We start from the raw sequence: 17,867 nt of genomic DNA, 5'->3' as shown, positions 1-17,867 counted from the left end.
GCCTATGTTACAACTACCTCCGGTTTGGGGACGTCATGCATAATGAAACCAAGCACGATCATTGTAGCTGCCGCGCCGATAGCCGTTGCCAGGAAAGTCGCCTGGTATCCAACACTATCTGCCAGCCAGCCTGCCAAAAGAGGGATCAGGAATGCAGTCGGGGCGATCAAGGTATTCGCCAGGCCGATATAGGCAGGCTTTTCGTGAGTCTCGCCAAACTCGAGGGTCATCGAGATGGCAATGGTCCAGATAGCCACGTAGGAAATCCCAGCTGTAGCGTATGCCAGGTAAAACCAATTCACCGATGTAGCCCAGGTAGCGATCCCGGCGCTGAGTGCCGCAGCACCCATCCCAATTGCCATCACTCCTCTTCGACTCCAATGGTCACCCAGCCAGCCCAGCAGTGGATTGAAGATAGTTTGAGCCACAAGCAGCACCATGGTGAGCACTCCGGCGGTAAATTCATCCACCCCGTAGAATTTCACCACATAGACCGTGTAAAATGCAAAGCCGACCGTCCCTAATTGTGCCAGGATGCGGACTACCACGAACCACCTGAAATTGGCATCACGTTTCCAGATGGAGCGAATGTCCTTCCAATAAGCTGCCTTCTCGATCCCACCCCCCACAGGCGGAGTCTCTTCTTCGCGGGTCAGTCCGATGGCGATATAGGAAATGACAAATGCCGCCACGGCGAGCAGGAAACATGTCGTAAAACCCGTGTTGGAAGGATTATTTTCAAGCACCAGGCCAGCCAAAACGGCACCGACACTGGCGAATAAGTTGCCAACCGACGATTGAAAACCAAAAAACACCCCCCAACGTTCCTGCGGGATGATCTTGCCAATCATGCTTTGCCAGGGTGTGGCGGCCAGTCCACCACCGATGCCTTGCCACACCAGCAAGGCGAAGGTCAGAGACAGGGCAATGCTCGGCCCAATTTGAGGAATGAACCACGAGACGATCGCCAACCCCAGGAAAGGCAGCCTTTCGTAAATGGTAAATTTCATCACCATCGGCTTATAACGCTTCTGCTGCGACACCCGGTGGGCGGTGAACAATTGCGGCAGTTGCCAGCCCACAACATGGATGGCTGGGATCAGGCCGATCAGGATGGCTGAATCGGTCAGGTTGCTTACAAAGAGGGGTAGTATGGTTGAGAATGAAGCGAAGCCCAATGCCATACCAAAAAAACCGCCATCCAACAAGTTGACGGTGAAGTTAAAGGGGAAATTCTTGGCATGCTTCAGGATGGCTGGGCTCAGGGTTGCCACGTCTTGGTTTGTCTCTAGCGGTGAAGTTTACCATAATGCAACGGGGCTTTGAGCAAATCGACTGACCCAAAACCCCGTTGCTGATGAGTTAAGATAAGAATATTCTAGCCGCCCCAGGGCATCTTCGAATATTCTTCAAATGCTCGGTCATAAAAGCGCTTGAATAAGCGCTCGTGCCCCCGTTCCCACTGTGAAAGCATGGTCAGCACCTGTTTTACTTCCCCTTCCGCCTGGGCAGCCGCGGACTCATAAAACTCGGCAAAATCGCGCTCGATCAGATATGCCATGCGCAGGACGGGTAAATCGGGCACCATCGATTCCGCCACGGACTGGTCGATGAATTCGGATTCCGCTCGCTGGGAAAAGAAACCTGACTGAGCCAGCCTTGCACCCTCTTCCATACCTCCACCCTTGCCGGTGAGCAGGAAATTCAGCTGGCTCAAGATGAAATCGATGTGTTTTTGTTCTTCTGTCGCCAGCTGTTTGAAGGCATTCACCGCCGCTGCTTCTCGCAGGCGGCCAGCATTTTCTTCAAAAAAGTGCTTCCCTTCGTATTCGCGCTGCAATGCGTACTCGTAAATTTTGCGGGTATCCATGCTCACCATCCCATGACTAATTGATCAGGCTAACCTTCACTGCACACACCTTGTATTCCGGAATCTTTGAAATCGGGTCAAGGGCAGCGATGGTCAGCTCGTTTGCCGAGGCTTCCGGGAAATGGAAGTTGGCATACACCATGCCCGGCGGAACCCGGTCGGTGATCCAGGCCTCTGCCTCGATTGTTCCCCTGCGTGAGCTGACCCTCACGCGCTTATGTCCGTCCAATCCCAGCTGTAAGGCATCCTGTGGGTTGACTTCGATTAATGCCTCCCCATATACTTCCAACAAACCCTTGGCCCGGCGGGTCATCTCGCCGCCATGCCAGTGATACAGCACCCTCCCTGTGGATAGGACCATCGGGTAATCATCGTCAGGCATCTCTACTGGTGGAATGTGCTCAATGGGTGCAAACTTTCCCAAACCGCGGGCAAACTGACCTACGTGCAAGATCGCCGTCCCAGGGTGGGTAGCATCCCGCACCGGCCACTGCAGCTGATCGCCCCGTTCCAGTCTGGCATGGTTCACCCCAGCATAAATGGGAGTCAATGCTGCGGCTTCATCCATGATCTGCGCCGGATCGCTGTAGTTCCAGCCAGAGAAAGGCGCACCACTGACCTGCCGGTTGCCTACCGAGAGCATGCGTTTTGCCAGCTCTGCGATGATCCACCAATCGGGTTGCGCTTCGCCTAAGGGCTCGATTGCCTTGCGTACGATTTGGACTCTGCGCTCGGTATTGGTAAACGTCCCGTTCTTTTCCGCAAAGCTCACCCCTGGAAGCAGCACATCGGCATAGACGGATGTCTCAGAGGGGAAGATCTCCTGCAGGACGATGAATTCACACGTATCCAGGCAATGCCGGATGTGTGCGCTGTCTGGGTCGCTCATCACCGGGTCTTCCCCCAGGATGTATAGGGCCTTGATCTTATCCTCTCCAGCAGCGGGAACCATTTCGGTGACGGTCATCCCGATCTTACAGGATAGGTTCACTCCCCAGGCTGCCTCGAATTTCTGCCTGGCAGCCTCAACAGTCACAGCCTGGTAGCCTGGGTAGACATTCGGCAACCCGCCCATATCACAGGCGCCTTGCACGTTGTTCTGCCCGCGCAGTGGGTTGACACCCCCACCGGGTATCCCAAGGTTGCCGAGCAGCATCTGCAGGTTGGCCAGGTCCATCACGTTACGCACCCCTACGATGTGCTGGGTGATGCCCATGGCCCAGATAACTGCCATCGGCTTATTCAAGGCCAGGATCTCGGCAGCTTGGTAGAGCTGAGCCACTGGCACACCGGTGATCTCCGCGGTTTTCTCAGGAGGGTAGCCTTTCACCACTGCCTTGAACTCCTCGAACCCCTCCGTGCGGTGCTCGATAAAAGCCTGATCTTCCCAGCCCCTCTCAAGGATGATGTGCATTAATCCATTGAGTAGGGCGATATCCGTCCCAGGTTTCTGTCTAAGGTGCAGGGTGGCAAAATCGACCATATCGATCCGGCGAGGATCAGCGATCACCAGCTTGACTCCTCGACGGAGCACTGCCTGACGGATCATCGTGCCGAACACCGGGTGTTGTTCGGTGGTGTTTGAGCCAATGATCAGCATGGCAGCTGCCTGGTTGGCGACATCTCTCATCGAATTTGACATCGCTCCCGAACCGAATGAAGTGGCCAGACCGGCCACGGTGCTGGAGTGTCAGAGACGGGCGCAATGGTCGATGTTGTTCGTCCCGATCACCTGCCTGGCGAATTTATTCATCAGGTAATTTTCTTCATTGGTGCACTTCGCCGAGGTGAACACGCCGATGCTATCTGGCCCGTGTTTATCGCGCAGATCTCGCAATTTCTTTGCAGTGAGGTCAAGCGCAACTTCCCATTCCACCTCCACCCACTCACCTCGATCCCCTTTTGTCCGCTCTCCCCCTTCAAGCAGGTATTTCCGCACTTTAGGTTTCATTAACCGGTCGGGGTGATGGATGTAATCGTACCCGTAACGCCCCTTCACGCACAAGGCCATGCCGTTCACCGGCGCATTCGGGTTGGAAGTCACCCCGATCACCTTCCCATCCTTTACATTGAGGTCGAACTGGCAGCCTACCCCACAGTACGAACAGGTGGTGGTCACCTTATGGATCTGGTGAGACCGCCCCAGCCCATAGGATAATTTATCGCTCAGCGCCCCGGTTGGGCAGTAGGCCACACACTGGCCGCAGCTCTCACAGCGTGCCTCCAGCATGGTCGTATCTGCCCCTGCCACGATCCTTTCTTCGAAGCCGCGCTGGGCCACCCCCCACACAAAACGCCCCTGGACTTCGGCACACGCCAGCACACACCGCCGGCATAGGATACACTTGTTGAAGTCCACCCGCACGAATGGATTCGGGTCGCTGTCCATTGGATAACGGGTGCCCTTGCTGCCCCATTTTGGCACTTCCACCTGGTAATCGTAAGCTAGGTCTTGCAGCTCGCAGGAGCCGCTAGAGTCACATACCAGGCAGTCCTGTGGGTGGTTAGCCAGCATTAATTCCAGGGTTTGCTTGCGTGAGCCTACTACCCTGGGGCTTTGGGTTTGCACCACCATCCCCTCCCACACATTGGTCACACAGGCAGCCTGCAGGAAGCGCTGACCCTGCACCTCCACCACGCAGATGCGGCAGTTCCCTGTGGGGGTCAGGTTGCGGTGATAGCACAGCGTCGGGATGGTCAGCCCATTCTGCCGGGCGACATCCAAAAGCCGGGAGTTTTCCGTCGCTTCGATCTGTTTTCCATCGATGGTGAGTCTTATCGACATGCTCATCCTCCAGGATAGGGTATACCCCTAAGCAGGATTCTCTGCCCTCAGAAATTGGTTTTTAAATGTTGTCATGGCAGATCTCATCGGGGTTGGTACCGATTGCCCCAAGCCGCAAAAAGATGAGTCGAACATCACGTCAGCCAGGGCGTGTAATTCATTGACATCACCTGCTTGCCCCTCTCCAGCCGCCATCCTATTAAGGATCGCATGCGCCCGGTAAGTGCCCACCCGGCACGGAGTGCATTTCCCACACGATTCCGAGGCGAAGAAGTGCAATAATTCCCTGAGGAACGCCACTGGAGATACGCGCTGGTCGCAGATCAGGAAGGCGCCTGCCCCAAGCGAGATGCCCTTAGCCCCTGAAGCATAGTCGATGGGGATATGCATGTGCTCTTCCCCAACAATCGTTCCAGCTGCTCCGCCGGTGAGGGCGAATTGTAACCTGGAGCCTTCCTGCATCCCGCCACCATAATCTTCGATGATCTGCTGCAGGGTCAATCCAAAGGGAGCTTCAAATAAGCCTGGTTTCTTTACATGCCCTAACAACATGTAGATCTTTGTTCCAGGCGTGGCCGCAGCGCTCAATGAGCGGTACCAGCCCGCGCCGTTTTTGATTATCTCGGGAACTGCCGCATATGATTCGACATTGTTGACCAGGGTCGGTAACCCGTGGTATCCATAGGTGGGTGGGTAGGGTGGCCGCGTGCGTGGCTCACCACGCTTCCCTTCCAGCGATTCGATCAATGCCGTCTCTTCACCGCAGATATAAGCCCCGGCACCCAAGTGCACGTGAATATCAAATGAGTATTCCGTCCCCTGGATGCGTTTACCCAGCCAGTTGGCTTGTTCGGCTTCAAAGATGGCGTGCCGCAACCTTTCTGCCTGGCTGGCATATTCACCGCGGATATAAATAAAAGCTTCCTGCGCCTCACAGGCATAGCCAGCAATGGCCATCCCTTCCAGGAGCTGGTGTGGATTGGTGTCGATCAGCACCCGGTCCTTGAAGATCAATGGCTCAGATTCATCGGCATTGCACACGATAACCTTCGGGGTGGTTTTCGCCTGGGCGACGAAGCGCCATTTTCGACCCACCGGGAAGCCCGCCCCTCCACGTCCAGTCAGACCGGAAGCTTCAACCTCGCTCAAAACTGCCTCACTACTCCTTCCCAGGGCAGCTGTTAAGCCCTGGTAGGCTCCCTGTTCCAGTGCTGATTCAAGTGAATCGGGTTTGATGATGCCAGCCTTGGACAGCATCACCCTCAGCTCGCCTTTGCGAGGCCGGCTGTAATCGGATGCCCGCCCTAGCCAACCGCTAGGTAATCTTTGTACATCCCCAGCTGATACAGGACCAGCCTGTTGATCACTCACCAGCAGGGCTGGTGCCCGGTCACATAACCCCAGGCAGCTGGTGCGCTCAATTTTCCAACCTTGCTTACCTGCCAAAACCGCATCCACACCCTTACGTACCTCACCTGCCCCGCACAGCCAGCATACCGGTCCATCACAGACCCGCATGATTTGCTCAGCTTTTTCCTCCAGGTTCAGCATCGAATAAAAAGAAGCCACGCCGTAGGCGCTGGAAGGCGGCAGCTTGACCGCCCGGCCGACATCGGTGATAGCACTTCCCTCAAGCACACCGCGCTGTGCCTGGAGTTCGGTCAATATCTCAAGCAATGCCTCCGGCTTATCCTGGTGTTTCTTGCTTAGTTCTTCAATCTGGGGGTCAATGGGCTGGTATTTGATGTTCTTATTCGTCATGCTACCTCACTTGTTGCCATTTCCGCTGGCTTTACAGATAACAGCCTCTCCGGGTGGGTATAAACGTTGAATCGCTCCTGGCGGGCATACCCGATCAATGTGATGCCAAGCGCATCCGCCATTTGCACCGACAGGCTGCTTGGAGATGTGCGTGAGATCACCATACTGGCCTCTATCCGGGAGGCTTTTTGGATCATCTCAGAGCTGATCCTTCCGGTGGTCAAGATGATCTTGCTCGACACTCGAATATCCTGGAGCAGACAGCGCCCAGCCAGCTTGTCCAGGGTGTTGTGGCGCCCGATATCTTCGGCGATGATAAATAGTGTTTCTCCATCGCTCAACGCCGAAGTATGCACTCCACCCGTCTTCCGGTACAGGTCCTGGGCTTCGCGTAACTGGTGTATCAGGCTACCCACTTTTTCAGGTGGCACCAATTTCCCGTTCAATGGCCTAGGGAGAGTCTTGTTATGATTGCCTTTTCCAATACTTGTTTCTCCTCCAGAGCAACCACTGGTACGGATCCAGTTTTGAGGTTTTTTTGCTGGTACGTTCAGCCACACATCGATATTATCGCCCCCAGGACACACCCTCACGCTGGCAACATCTTCGATCCTTTGGATGATCTCTTCATTGAACAAAAATCCAACTGCCAGCGTTTCCAGGTCAACCGGCGTGCACATGAATGTCAGCCAGTTTTCATTATTAACCGTCAGGCTGACGGCACGTTCACTGATGACAGTCGTCATGTCTGCCGTCCACGCGCCGGAATGATAAAAGAGGGTACTGATCGGTTTATTCTCCACGCAAGCTATCCGAGGTCTTTTTTCATTCGCCAGGCAGGTTCATGCATATCGATGCGCTTGCCTTTGTCGTCGATATATGACCAGTAACCTGGGTCTGACCCGACCACGTTGTAACCCAGGCGTTCATAGAAGCGCCTGGCGTTATTATTATCTTGCCCCACATTCAATGTCACCTGATGGAAATGCCGTTCACGCAGGTCATCTTCGATGGTGCTCATCATCTGTGTGCCAACCCCCTGGTTCCTGAATTTCGGCTTCACCCTGAAGCCATAGATATACGCTCGTAGAATTCCATCCGCTAGTTCAGGCCGATTCCTCTTTAACGAAACAAAGCATTGACCGATTAACTCCCCGCCGTTGTTCTCTGCGATCCAGATCAACGCTGCACCTTGCTCAACCATTAAATAGGTATCCTCATACAACCGTTTAAAGTGCGAATATGCTCCATCCCATTCAAGGGCAGGCATGTCAGTCTTCTTAGCTTGCCGGATGGACACCAGTTTCATTTCGTATCAGCTCATCAAGGAAGGCTTGCTCCTGAAAATTGTCCTCAATTTTACCATCCAGCCAGGCGTCTCGCAGGGCACTGAGGATCTTCTTATAAATCGGTCCGGGTGGCAGCCCATGTCTTCGCAGATCGTCCCCGTTGACTCCAGGTTGGATGGTATTTAAGCGATCTTGATAAGCCTGCAGATTACTGCAAATGCCATCATCCCGGGCTGCCAGGAAATTAGCGTAAATAGCCAGGGGTGGCACTTCCTCCAACCGGTTGGCGATGGCGCTCAGCTTGGCATTCGCTACCCAGGGCAGATCCTTCCACAACCGGCACGCTGATAACACGGTCTTCACCTGGGTGGAGGGGTAGCGTAACCTGCGCATGATCGCCTGGGCTTTTTCAACCGGCTGGCTGATAAACCATAAGATATACGCCAGCTTACGCAGGTTGTTCTTTTTATTAAGCTCCAGCCGGATGCCGCGTAAAGATTTAGCTTCAATCAGGCTCATCATCTCAAGGTTGTCCTTGTTGTTCTGGTCCCAGACCAGGGCAGGATGGATTTCAGCCAGTAGACCGAGCTGAGACAAGCGTTCCAGGATCATCGCCCGCTGCTCAAGATCCATGATATGGTCGAGCTCGTGCCGGATACGGTCACCCGACAGCTGACCCACAAGAGGGCGGGCTTCCACGAGCAGCTCCTCGGTGCGCTTCTCGATCTCGAAATCCAGGACCTGCTCAAAGCGGGCTGCCCTCAGCATGCGGGTTGGGTCATCCACGAACGAAAGTGGGTGCAGCACTCGAACCAGGTTTTCCCTCAGGTCGTTCAGCCCCCCCCAATAATCATGCAGGTCGCCAAAATGCCTTCCATCCAGCCTGAGAGCCATGGTGTTGATGGTGAAATCACGCCGGTGTAGGTCCAGCTTGATGCTGCCGCGTTCGACAGTGGGCAAGGCTGTGGGATGCGTATAAAACTCGGTCCGGGCTGAGATCAGGTCCAGGAATTCCGGAAGGTCGTCGGCATCCGCAGGGCGATGCAACGCGGCGGCCAGGCTCTCGCGAATGCCGGAGATCATCCACTTCGCCGTCCCAAAACGCGCATGGGTGGTCAGCCTGCCCCCGTAACGCTCCTGCAGGTGCCTTGCCAGTAAGATTGCATCTCCCTCCACAACCAGGTCAAAATCCTGGTTGGGCCGATCCAGGAGCAGATCACGCACGAAACCGCCCACAATATAGAGAGCAGCTTTCTGCTCATTGGCCAGCTCTGCAGCGGTCTTTAACAGTAGCAAGTGCGCCTGTGGCATGGCTCCTTCGAGTTTATCCGCAAAGTTCAGGTGACCTGGCCTGATTGCCTGCGAAGTGAGGATCTTCAGCAGGTCGGTGCGGGTGACGATGCCAATGATCTGGCGATCCTCAGTATCCATGACCGGAATTTGCCCCCACCCTGTATCGGTCATCAAGCGTTGCAGGTGGTCGATCGAATCATCGGGGTGGATGATCACTTCTCCAGCATTCATCAGGCTGGAGGCGGGCAGGTTAAGCCGGTGGGAGATCGCCCGGTCCACCGCGCGCCGGGTGAGTAACCCAATTACCCGGCCCTCTTTTACCACCGGGTAACCTTCATAACCATAACGCTGCATCCGGTCTGCTGCTTCTTGGGCAGGGGTTTCCGGAGGCAGCACCTGGGGGTGGTGCGACATGATCTCTGATACAGTCACCGCCGGGCTGACGTACTCCGGCAGGAGCTCCACCAGCTCGTCATGCACCTCATCCAGATCCCTACCTTTGATCAGGCTGGCAGCTGCCCGGGAATGCCCTCCCCCTCCAAAACGGGACGTGACCTCAGCCACATCGATGTGGTCGCTGGTTGAACGCCCGATCATTTGCACGCCTGCCCGGGTGGAGATGAGCAGGAACAACGCATCTGGGTCGATTAGATCGCGCAGCTTGTGCGCCACCGTGGATAATTCTTCGTCCAAACCAAAGGCGCTCCCGCAGCCGATCACCACCGAATGCCCGTGGATGTGGAACGTCTCCAGGTGGTTGCGCAGGTAATCATACAGGCTTTGCTGGTCTGGCGATAATGGGTGGTTGAGAAAATCACCCATGATACGCAGGTTTGCCTGTTGTTGCAGCAAGTATGAAGCGGCCCGCAGGTCACGCGATGTCGTGCGGGTGTAGGTTAGTGAACCGGTGTCTTCGTAAATGCCCAGCAGCAAGGTTGTGGCGTGGATCATACTGATCTCATCATCCCGCTCCTGCATGTCTTCCACGAAAATGGTCGTGGTCGCTCCGAGGTCCTCGCATGAGATTGTCCAGCCAGCCGGGATGTCTGAGCGGATCGGGTGGTGATCGACCACGTGCACGGTGGTCTCCGCCCCCATGCCCTTGACACTCACCATCGATTGGGTGTCCACCAGGCACACCGATTCCACCGCTTGATTGGGTAGGTCATGCGGGTCGACAAAAGGCAGCTCGGCACCATACAGGGTAACAAACGCTCTCACATTGCGGTTCATCCGCCGTGGCAATACCGGTATAGCAGTATCGTCCAGCAGGTAAGCCCCAAGCAATGAAGCCAGGGCATCGAAATCAGCTTGTTCGTGAGTCACAATGATTCGCATGGGTAAATCGACCAACTTTCAAGGTTTATTTTAATCGACAATGCGGATAATGAGATAAAATAGGCGCATTCTATGAACAGGGAACAGGATAAGCTAGAAAATATATGGGATGAGCTGCTTTCGGAACAGCCGGAAACAATCAGGGAAGCCTATACCTCGCTTGATCTTCCCCATCAACAGGCTGTACTGGCACACCTGCAGCGCATGTCCAGTGAATCCGGCTGGCAACCCGAACAACGCCGTTCTGCCCTGGCTGCCTTGAAAGCAATCATGAATCAGGATAAAAAATGGACATAGCTGAATTAACCCAGGCAATGCATGAGTTCGTCCGTAGCATGGGCTGGTATGAGCCCGACAGCCCACGCCCGCAAACCTTACGGAACCTCGCGGTTTCATTATCGCTTGAAGCCGGCGAGGTTTTGGAGCATTTCCAGTGGGATGGTGAGCTGAAGGATCCAAAATCATTCTCAGACGAGCTTGCTGACGTCACGTTATACCTGCTGCAGCTAGCCAGCATCGCTGGCATCGACCTGGAAAAAGCGGTGTTAGCCAAACTTGAGAAGAACTACCATCGCACCTGGGAGAAACCTGTAAAATGACGGCTATGCGCATAACGGTTTTCGGTGGCTCCCACCCCAGACCTGGTGAGCCAGCCTATCAAGACGGCCTGCACCTGGGCCGGCTCATCGCCCAGGCAGGCTACACCCTGCTCACCGGTGGATATATTGGCACCATGGAGGCCCTGTCGCGCGGCGCATCCGAGGCAGGTGGCCAGGTGATCGGCGTCACCTGCGACCAGATCGAGGCCTGGCGCCCGGTTAAAGCCAACCCATGGGTGAGTGAGGATTGGCATAAGGCGTCTTTTCAGGAACGTATCTTCACTCTAATCGAAAACTGCGATGCCTGCCTGGCCTTGCCTGGGGGCGTTGGCACACTCACCGAGCTCGTTCTGACCTGGAACCTGCTGTTAACCAACATCCTACCACCCCGCCCTCTTATCCTGATTGGGCAGGCTTGGCAGTCGGTGATCCATGAATTCATACTGAAGCAGGGAGAATACATCCCCAAAATCCAACGCCAGTGGGTGTCGTTCGCGCCGGATGTCGATTCGGCATTCAAGCAATTGCAGGAAACGCTATCCAATGGTAAATTATGACCCGAGAGGACTAATCCATGCCTGAAGACAAACTCCCCAACCGATCGGAAAATTTCGCCGAATGGTATAACCAGCTGGTGCTCAAAGCTGAACTGGCAGATTATGCCCCCGTGCGGGGCTGTATGGTTGTTCGACCTTATGGCTGGGCTGTGTGGGAGAACATGACTGCCGCCCTCGACCGCCGTTTTAAAGCTACCGGCCATGTCAATGCTGCCTTCCCTCTGCTCATCCCCATGTCTTACTTCGAAAAGGAGAAATCGCATGTTGAGGGGTTTTCACCCGAGCTGGCAGTGGTAACGATCGGGGGTGGTGAGAAGCTCGAAGAACCGCTGGTTGTGCGCCCGACCTCTGAGACCATTATCGGCACCATGTACTCCAAGTGGATCAAATCCTACCGTGATCTGCCCGTGCTCATCAACCAATGGGGCAGCGTGGTGCGATGGGAGATGCGTACCAAGCTCTTCTTACGCACGCTGGAGTTCTACTGGCAGGAAGGTCACACGGCGCATGCCACCCCTGAGGAAGCCCAGGCAGAAACCCTGCGTATGCTGGATGTTTACGCAGATTTCGCAGTTGAAGACGCTGCCATCCCGGTAGTGAAAGGCCGCAAGAGCCAGTCGGAGAAATTCGCTGGCGCAGATAATTCCTACAGCATCGAAGCCATGATGGGTGATACCAAAGCCCTGCAGGCCGGAACCTCGCATAACCTGGGGCAAAACTTTGCCAAGGCTTTTGAAATTCAGTATCTCGATAAGAACAACCTGCTCCAGCACGTCTGGACCACCTCCTGGGGACTTTCCACCCGCTTTGTAGGAGCGGTAATCATGACCCATGGCGATGACCAGGGATTGATCCTGCCTCCCAGGCTGGCACCTTACCAGATCGTCATCGTGCCGATTTATAAAAATGACGCAGAGAGATCACTCGTCATGCCCGTGGTATCCAGGGTGGAGCAAGAGCTGCAAAGCTTCCGCTTGAAAGTGGATGCTCGTGAAGAGGTCTCACCTGGTTTTAAATATAACAACTGGGAGATGCGCGGTGTGCCTCTGCGGATTGAGATCGGCCCTCGGGATATTGAGAAGAACTCCCTGGCTTTCGCCCGCCGGGATACGCCCGGCAAAGCCGGTAGGAGCTTTATAGAGCATACCCAGCTTGAAGCCCAGGTGGCGGAAACCCTGCAATCCATCCAGGCTTCGCTGTTTGAGCGAGCCCTGGCTTTCCGCCGTGCCCACACATACGATCCGAAGGATTACGATGAGCTCAAATCTGCTGTGGAGAAGGGCTGGGCGTTCAGCTGGTGGTGCGGTGACCCTGACTGTGAAGCCAGGGTGAAGGATGAGACGAAGGCCACCACACGTTGCATTCCCCTGGAACAGGAACCGGGGACCGGCCAATGCATCATCTGCGGGAAGCCCGCCACCGAGAAAGTGATCTTCGGTAAGGCGTATTGATGCTCTTATCATCACAAGGGACGGGTTTCCATCCTAGATAGAAGGGTGCTTTTCCTTTCACCGAACCTGCACGCATGCCTGCTATCCAGCCTGCCCGCCTTAAGCATCAAGTCGCTGACCTGGTCTCCAAATATGATCAGCCAGATGTATTTCTGCGCACAATCCGTGCCCTACTTGATTCATATTCAGACTATACACGACGCCCGAGCCAGGCTGGCATTCCTTCATCCCTGCTCGAATCCTATAACGCACCGCCGCCAGTCATGCGGCAAGTGTGGCACGAGCTTTCCAGGCTGATTGAACCTCATCCGCAAGAGATGTTGTGCCTCGCGGATACGCTCTGGTCTGAGCAGAATTATGACTTGCAGCTCCTGGCCACGCGCATCCTGGGTCAGTTGCCTACCCAGCCCCCCGAGCTGGTCTTGCAGCACTTGCAAACCTGGGTCACCAGCGATTTAGATCGTCGCGTTTTGGATGGCCTCCTGGAGCATGGGGTTAAACGGTTTCAAGTGGAGGCCCCTGCACCACTGCTTGAGCTGGTTTCATCCTGGCTGTCATCTCCAGAGTTATCTGCCAAGCATGCCGGGCTGCGTGCCCTACCACCCATGATCGATCAGGTTGGCCAATCCTACCTCCCGACGATCTTCAGAATGGTCACCCCCTATTTACGTTTTGCCCCCACACGCTTACGCCCTGATATCCTGGTAGTCGTGCGTGCCCTCATCCGTTGCTCCCCCTCTGAAACAGCCTACCTGCTGCGCCAGAACCTGACAGTTCCCGACAATCCCGATACAGCCTGGCTCATCCGGCAGGTGCTGGGAGATTTCCCATACGAGACCAGGGAGGGATTAAAGGCAGCGTTAAAGCCCAGCAATTAGGCGCTTAGCATTTCGATAAATGAATAAGCATTACCACGCGATCAATTTTTCTGATCTTTCACCAGACATTAACCACCTCTGGAACCGAATTGCGAGGGATTAATTCTATCGCCCCCTGGGGGCAGGCAGCGCGGCACACCCCACACCCAAAGCACAGCTTGGGCTCAATAGATACTTTGCCTAAGGCGGAGGAGTAGAACAGAGCTCCAAACTGGCACTGGCTCATGCATTCTTTACAGCCATTACACTGATCAGAATCCGCTTGGCAGATATATTCTGCATGGAAAAAATTGGAGAAACCTTTGTTTCGGATGTAACCTCGGTAGGCACCACAATCACCATCACAATTGCATACCCCAATAACATAAGGCGTTACACCTGTCCAAACCGAATGCATCAAGCCCTCTTCATCAAACTTTCTAACGATTCGTAATGCATCATCCTTGCTTAATACTTCCAATGAACTTGCGCTGTCAGGATATTTCCCCAGCATATGGAGTAAGTCAACTCCCAGACCAAAACAATATCTTTGATTTGTTAGGCCAGTTGATTGTAAACGACAACCGCAAGGCATGCGCGTAATCGAATCAGCCAAGGCAAATATTTTCTCCACGTCCTCGATGGGCACGACCTGACCAAAGTGCTCGATCTTTCTCTTCCGTTGGATCTCTTCTTCACTCAATTTTCTTGAGGGGGAATCACCCAGAGGTAATTCATCTCGGGTTCTTGGTCTTTTGGGGAAATTTCCTTTATAGGCTGGAACGGTAAACCATTTTACAAAATTATCTACCCACTCCATTCTAGTATCAAACCCGATTTCCTTTTTTTGTTCACCAGTTATCGGTGCGTGCAGTAACTCGTTTGAGTAATTCTTCATCTGCAGGTACCACTGCTTCCCCTCCCCATGTTGCATGCAAAATTCACACATCACAGCCTCCCTTCGATCGGTCATAGACAACCGGGTAAAACTAATCATACTCCGATTTTAAAATGCTGAGCTTGTTTCCCTTAGATTCAATCTACGATCTGAGGCGATACCTTTTTTTCATCCTTATAGAATCGATTCCCTCACTTTCACTTATTGCTATTTTTCATTGAGCAGAAATCTATTCGATCCGGCCAACATAACTCCCTAACGGTCGCATTCTTTGCTGTGTTTGTTAATCTTTTATCATATTCACCTTTCATTATTTAGGGTAAAAAGTCCAATTCCTTTTTTATGGTATAATCCCCCGCGCTGACTAGACCGCTAGGTGGCTGAGGCTGCCTGGTTGGAGACCTGCTAGAAGCAAATCTAATTTATCTGGAGCAGATGTCATGGATAAGGAAACGAAATTACAAACAATGCAAACTTTCGCCCGTCATGAGGGCGACACTGGATCACCCGAAGTGCAGGTTGCGCTACTGTCCAACCGCATTTCCGAGCTCACTGAACATTTGCGTGAGCATCGACACGATGAGTCTTCTCGTCGTGGTTTACTCAAGATGGTGGGGCAACGCCGGCGCCTTCTGGCTTACATCAGGCGGAACGACTATCAACGTTACATAGCGTTGACAGACCGGCTGAATATCCGCCGCAAATAGCAAGACCCACCCTTGAGTAGATGGGAAGCAATCATTCTCATCTACTCTTTTTGGGGATAAATAAAACCAGCCTCAGGTCGGGAATTGATGGATAACGACAACATAATTCAGGGAGCGGTGTAACCTATCCGCCCTGTTTTGCGGTTTACTTAACCGCTCTACGTGGTTGTCGCTAACTCTCAGTTTCTGACCTGCAAGGCACAATATAAATAGGAGAAACTGAATAATGAAACCTGAATCAAAAAAATATAGCTCGATGGTCGGTGGCAAGCCCATCACCTTCGAGACCGGCACGCTTGCCGGTCAGGCGGGTGGTGCTGTCACCCTCCGCCTGGGCGACACAATGATCTTTGCCGCTGCAACCATGAGCCCCGAGGTTCGCCTGGGGATCGATTACTTCCCACTCACTGTAGACTACGAAGAACGCATGTACGCCGGCGGGCGTATTCCGGGCTCGTTCTTCCGCCGGGAAGGGCGCCCATCCGAGGAAGCCATCCTGATCGCCCGCCTTACAGATCGACCTCTGCGTCCACTCTTCCCCAAAGACTTACGCAACGATGTCCAGGTGATCCTGTACTCGTTCTCGGTCGATGGTGAGAATCCCATTGATATCCTGTCAATCAATGCAGCCTCAGCTGCTTTGATGATTTCTAATGTTCCATGGGGAGGCCCCGTGGGTGCCGTACGCATCGGGCGTGTCGATGGCCAATTCATCGTTAACCCAACCGATTCCGAGCAAGATCGCTCAGATCTTGATCTACGTATTGCTGGTACACGCGATGCCATCTTGATGGTTGAATGTGGTGCCCAGGAGATCCCTGAGACGGTTATGGTGGAGGCCCTGAACTTTGGGCACCAATCCATCCAACCCCTGATCGATGTCCAGGAGCAGATGGTGCGTGATGTGGGCAAACCTAAGCAGGTATACCCATCCTTCATCCTTGCTGAAGCCATCCAGACCCATGTCAGCGAGCGTGCACATGCCCGTTTAGAGGAAGCCCTGGATGCCCCTCACACCAAGGCTGAGCTGAACACCGCCATCAACACCCTGCAGGCAGAGATCGTTGCCGAGCTTACCGCCCAGGACGAAGCACTCGTCCCGAGTGTTGTTGAGGCCTTCGATGAATCCCTGAAGACAGTGGTGCGTAAGCGCATCCTTGAACGCCAGCTGCGCCCCGATGGGCGTAGCCTGACGGAAATCCGTCCCATTTGGGGCGAGGTGGGCATCAGCCCGCGCGCCCATGGCTCAGGCCTGTTCACCCGGGGTGAAACCCAGGTGCTCACCCTGGCCACCCTTGGCACCCCGCGGGATGCCCAGGAGATCGATAGCTTGACCGGAACAGAAAATAAGCGCTACATGCACCATTACAACTTCCCGCCGTTCTCAACTGGTGAGGTACGCCCATTGCGCGGTTCTTCGCGACGTGAGGTCGGCCATGGTGCTCTGGCAGAACGCGCATTGGTGCCGGTCCTCCCGCCCGAAACCGAATTCCCATACACCCTGCGGTTGGTATCCGAGGTGCTTTCTTCCAATGGATCTACATCGATGGCTTCGGTATGTGGATCCACATTAGCATTGATGGACACCGGTGTGCCGATTAAGTCACCAGTGGCTGGTGTGGCGATGGGTTTAATTAAGGAAGGCGACCAGTATTCCATACTGACCGATATCCAGGGGATGGAAGACCACCTTGGTGATATGGACTTTAAAGTGGCTGGCACTCGTGATGGGATCACCGCCCTGCAGATGGATATCAAAATCAAGGGGATCACCTCCGAGATCATGTCCAAAGCACTCGAGCAGGCTCGCCTGGCCCGTTTGTTCATCCTGGATAAAATCCTGGAGGTCATTCCCGCCCCGCGTACTGAGTTGAAGAGCTTCGCTCCGCGCATCACTGTCCTGCATATCCCCTCGGATAAGATCGGTGCAGTCATCGGCCCGGGTGGCAAGATCATCCGCAGCATCCAGGAAGAGACCGGCGTCAAGATCGATATCGAAGAAGACGGCACGGTATACATCGCGGCAACCGATGGCCCGGCAGCAGAGAAAGCCCGCGAGATGGTTGAGAGTATCACGGAAGTCCCCGAAGCTGGCCGAATTTATACCGGCAAGGTGGTACGCATCACCGATTTTGGTGCTTTCGTTGAAATCCTTCCCAACCAGGATGGATTGGTACACATCTCTCAGCTCGATTCCGAGCGTGTCAATAAGGTTGAGGATATCGTATCTGTCGGGGATGAGATCACCGTCATGATCACCAATATTGATGAAGGTGGAAAGATTCGCCTTTCACGCCAGGCTGTCCTCGAAGGCTGGTCCTTAGAGGAAGCCAAGGAACACGACCGACCATCAGGTGGCCGTTCCTCAGGTGGCTCACGTGGTGGAGGTGACAAACGCCGCTTCTCTCGTGATGGTGGCAACCGCGACCGGCGAGATCGACGCTAATTTGGAACTCAGACCC

General features: G+C 54.3%; 15 protein-coding genes. 7 read left to right on the top strand and 8 right to left on the bottom strand.

Features of this window, described 5'->3' with window-relative positions:
• Positions 1 to 2 precede the first annotated feature (2 nt).
• From C3F13_05120 to C3F13_05090, 7 genes are all read right to left on the bottom strand, one after another.
• Complete coding sequence (locus C3F13_05120; GenBank protein PWB55104.1) at positions 3 to 1,274, bottom strand: hypothetical protein; 1,272 nt, start codon at positions 1,272 to 1,274, stop codon at positions 3 to 5.
• Positions 1,275 to 1,378: 104 nt separating this feature from the next.
• Positions 1,379 to 1,879 (bottom strand): rubrerythrin, encoded by a 501-nt coding sequence (locus tag C3F13_05115; GenBank protein ID PWB55103.1) that lies wholly within the window; start codon positions 1,877 to 1,879, stop codon positions 1,379 to 1,381.
• 7 nt (positions 1,880 to 1,886) lie between these two features.
• Positions 1,887 to 4,655 (bottom strand): formate dehydrogenase subunit alpha, encoded by a 2,769-nt coding sequence (locus tag C3F13_05110; GenBank protein PWB55102.1) that lies wholly within the window; start codon positions 4,653 to 4,655, stop codon positions 1,887 to 1,889.
• 27 nt (positions 4,656 to 4,682) lie between these two features.
• On the bottom strand, positions 4,683 to 6,416 hold the full coding sequence (locus C3F13_05105) for a hypothetical protein (GenBank protein PWB55101.1): 1,734 nt from the start codon (positions 6,414 to 6,416) through the stop codon (positions 4,683 to 4,685).
• Positions 6,413 to 7,219: a formate dehydrogenase family accessory protein FdhD gene (locus C3F13_05100; protein ID PWB55100.1), complete on the bottom strand. Its 807-nt coding sequence runs from the start codon at positions 7,217 to 7,219 to the stop codon at positions 6,413 to 6,415. The genes C3F13_05105 and C3F13_05100 overlap by 4 nt, the downstream gene beginning before the upstream one ends.
• A 5-nt stretch (positions 7,220 to 7,224) precedes the next feature.
• Positions 7,225 to 7,725, bottom strand: coding sequence for a hypothetical protein (locus C3F13_05095; protein ID PWB55099.1), 501 nt, complete (start codon positions 7,723 to 7,725; stop codon positions 7,225 to 7,227).
• Entirely contained in the window at positions 7,697 to 10,336 is a 2,640-nt protein-coding gene (locus tag C3F13_05090; protein ID PWB55098.1) for a hypothetical protein, read from the bottom strand. Before C3F13_05090 ends, C3F13_05095 begins: the two co-directional genes overlap by 29 nt.
• 72 nt (positions 10,337 to 10,408) lie before the next feature.
• Between C3F13_05090 and C3F13_05085 the strand changes: the two genes are divergently transcribed.
• From C3F13_05085 to C3F13_05065, 5 genes are all read left to right on the top strand, one after another.
• Entirely contained in the window at positions 10,409 to 10,633 is a 225-nt protein-coding gene (locus C3F13_05085) for a hypothetical protein (GenBank protein ID PWB55097.1), read from the top strand.
• Complete coding sequence (locus C3F13_05080; protein ID PWB55096.1) at positions 10,624 to 10,935, top strand: nucleotide pyrophosphohydrolase; 312 nt, start codon at positions 10,624 to 10,626, stop codon at positions 10,933 to 10,935. The genes C3F13_05085 and C3F13_05080 overlap by 10 nt, the downstream gene beginning before the upstream one ends.
• Positions 10,932 to 11,492, top strand: coding sequence for a hypothetical protein (locus tag C3F13_05075; GenBank protein ID PWB55095.1), 561 nt, complete (start codon positions 10,932 to 10,934; stop codon positions 11,490 to 11,492). Before C3F13_05080 ends, C3F13_05075 begins: the two co-directional genes overlap by 4 nt.
• Before the next feature lie 17 nt (positions 11,493 to 11,509).
• Positions 11,510 to 12,943, top strand: a complete 1,434-nt coding sequence (locus C3F13_05070; GenBank protein PWB55094.1) for a proline--tRNA ligase — start codon at positions 11,510 to 11,512, stop codon at positions 12,941 to 12,943.
• Between the two features lie 74 nt (positions 12,944 to 13,017).
• Entirely contained in the window at positions 13,018 to 13,821 is an 804-nt protein-coding gene (locus tag C3F13_05065; protein ID PWB55093.1) for a hypothetical protein, read from the top strand.
• A gap of 58 nt (positions 13,822 to 13,879) precedes the next feature.
• On the opposite strand, the gene C3F13_05060 is transcribed toward C3F13_05065, so the two are convergent.
• Positions 13,880 to 14,797, bottom strand: a complete 918-nt coding sequence (locus C3F13_05060) for a 4Fe-4S ferredoxin (protein ID PWB55092.1) — start codon at positions 14,795 to 14,797, stop codon at positions 13,880 to 13,882.
• A gap of 341 nt (positions 14,798 to 15,138) precedes the next feature.
• Here C3F13_05060 and C3F13_05055 point away from each other — a divergent pair, with 341 nt between their 5' ends.
• Together C3F13_05055 and C3F13_05050 are read left to right on the top strand one after the other, a co-directional pair.
• The gene (locus tag C3F13_05055; protein ID PWB55091.1) at positions 15,139 to 15,405 is read left to right on the top strand and encodes a 30S ribosomal protein S15; all 267 of its coding nucleotides are present in this window, start codon (positions 15,139 to 15,141) and stop codon (positions 15,403 to 15,405) included.
• Positions 15,406 to 15,631: 226 nt separating this feature from the next.
• Complete coding sequence (locus C3F13_05050) at positions 15,632 to 17,851, top strand: polyribonucleotide nucleotidyltransferase (GenBank protein PWB55090.1); 2,220 nt, start codon at positions 15,632 to 15,634, stop codon at positions 17,849 to 17,851.
• Positions 17,852 to 17,867: the final 16 nt, after the last annotated feature.

This window comes from Anaerolineales bacterium (genome assembly GCA_003105035.1).
In the GTDB taxonomy this organism is placed as follows: domain Bacteria; phylum Chloroflexota; class Anaerolineae; order Anaerolineales; family UBA4823; genus FEB-25.
This window is presented reverse-complemented; position numbering and strand designations above follow the sequence as displayed.

Bases quoted from the DNA above. Each gene is read 5' to 3' on its own strand.
- C3F13_05105 (PWB55101.1), bottom strand. From the start codon at position 6,416: ATGACGAATAAGAACATCAAATACCAGCCCATTGACCCCCAGATTGAA.
- C3F13_05070 (PWB55094.1), top strand. From the start codon at position 11,510: ATGCCTGAAGACAAACTCCCCAACCGATCGGAAAATTTCGCCGAATGG.
- C3F13_05050 (PWB55090.1), top strand. From the start codon at position 15,632: ATGAAACCTGAATCAAAAAAATATAGCTCGATGGTCGGTGGCAAGCCC.
- C3F13_05055 (PWB55091.1), top strand. From the start codon at position 15,139: ATGGATAAGGAAACGAAATTACAAACAATGCAAACTTTCGCCCGTCAT.
- C3F13_05065 (PWB55093.1), top strand. From the start codon at position 13,018: ATGCCTGCTATCCAGCCTGCCCGCCTTAAGCATCAAGTCGCTGACCTG.
- C3F13_05095 (PWB55099.1), bottom strand. From the start codon at position 7,725: ATGAAACTGGTGTCCATCCGGCAAGCTAAGAAGACTGACATGCCTGCC.
- C3F13_05080 (PWB55096.1), top strand. From the start codon at position 10,624: ATGGACATAGCTGAATTAACCCAGGCAATGCATGAGTTCGTCCGTAGC.
- C3F13_05075 (PWB55095.1), top strand. From the start codon at position 10,932: ATGACGGCTATGCGCATAACGGTTTTCGGTGGCTCCCACCCCAGACCT.
- C3F13_05085 (PWB55097.1), top strand. From the start codon at position 10,409: ATGAACAGGGAACAGGATAAGCTAGAAAATATATGGGATGAGCTGCTT.
- C3F13_05115 (PWB55103.1), bottom strand. From the start codon at position 1,879: ATGGTGAGCATGGATACCCGCAAAATTTACGAGTACGCATTGCAGCGC.
- C3F13_05060 (PWB55092.1), bottom strand. From the start codon at position 14,797: ATGATTAGTTTTACCCGGTTGTCTATGACCGATCGAAGGGAGGCTGTG.
- C3F13_05090 (PWB55098.1), bottom strand. From the start codon at position 10,336: ATGCGAATCATTGTGACTCACGAACAAGCTGATTTCGATGCCCTGGCT.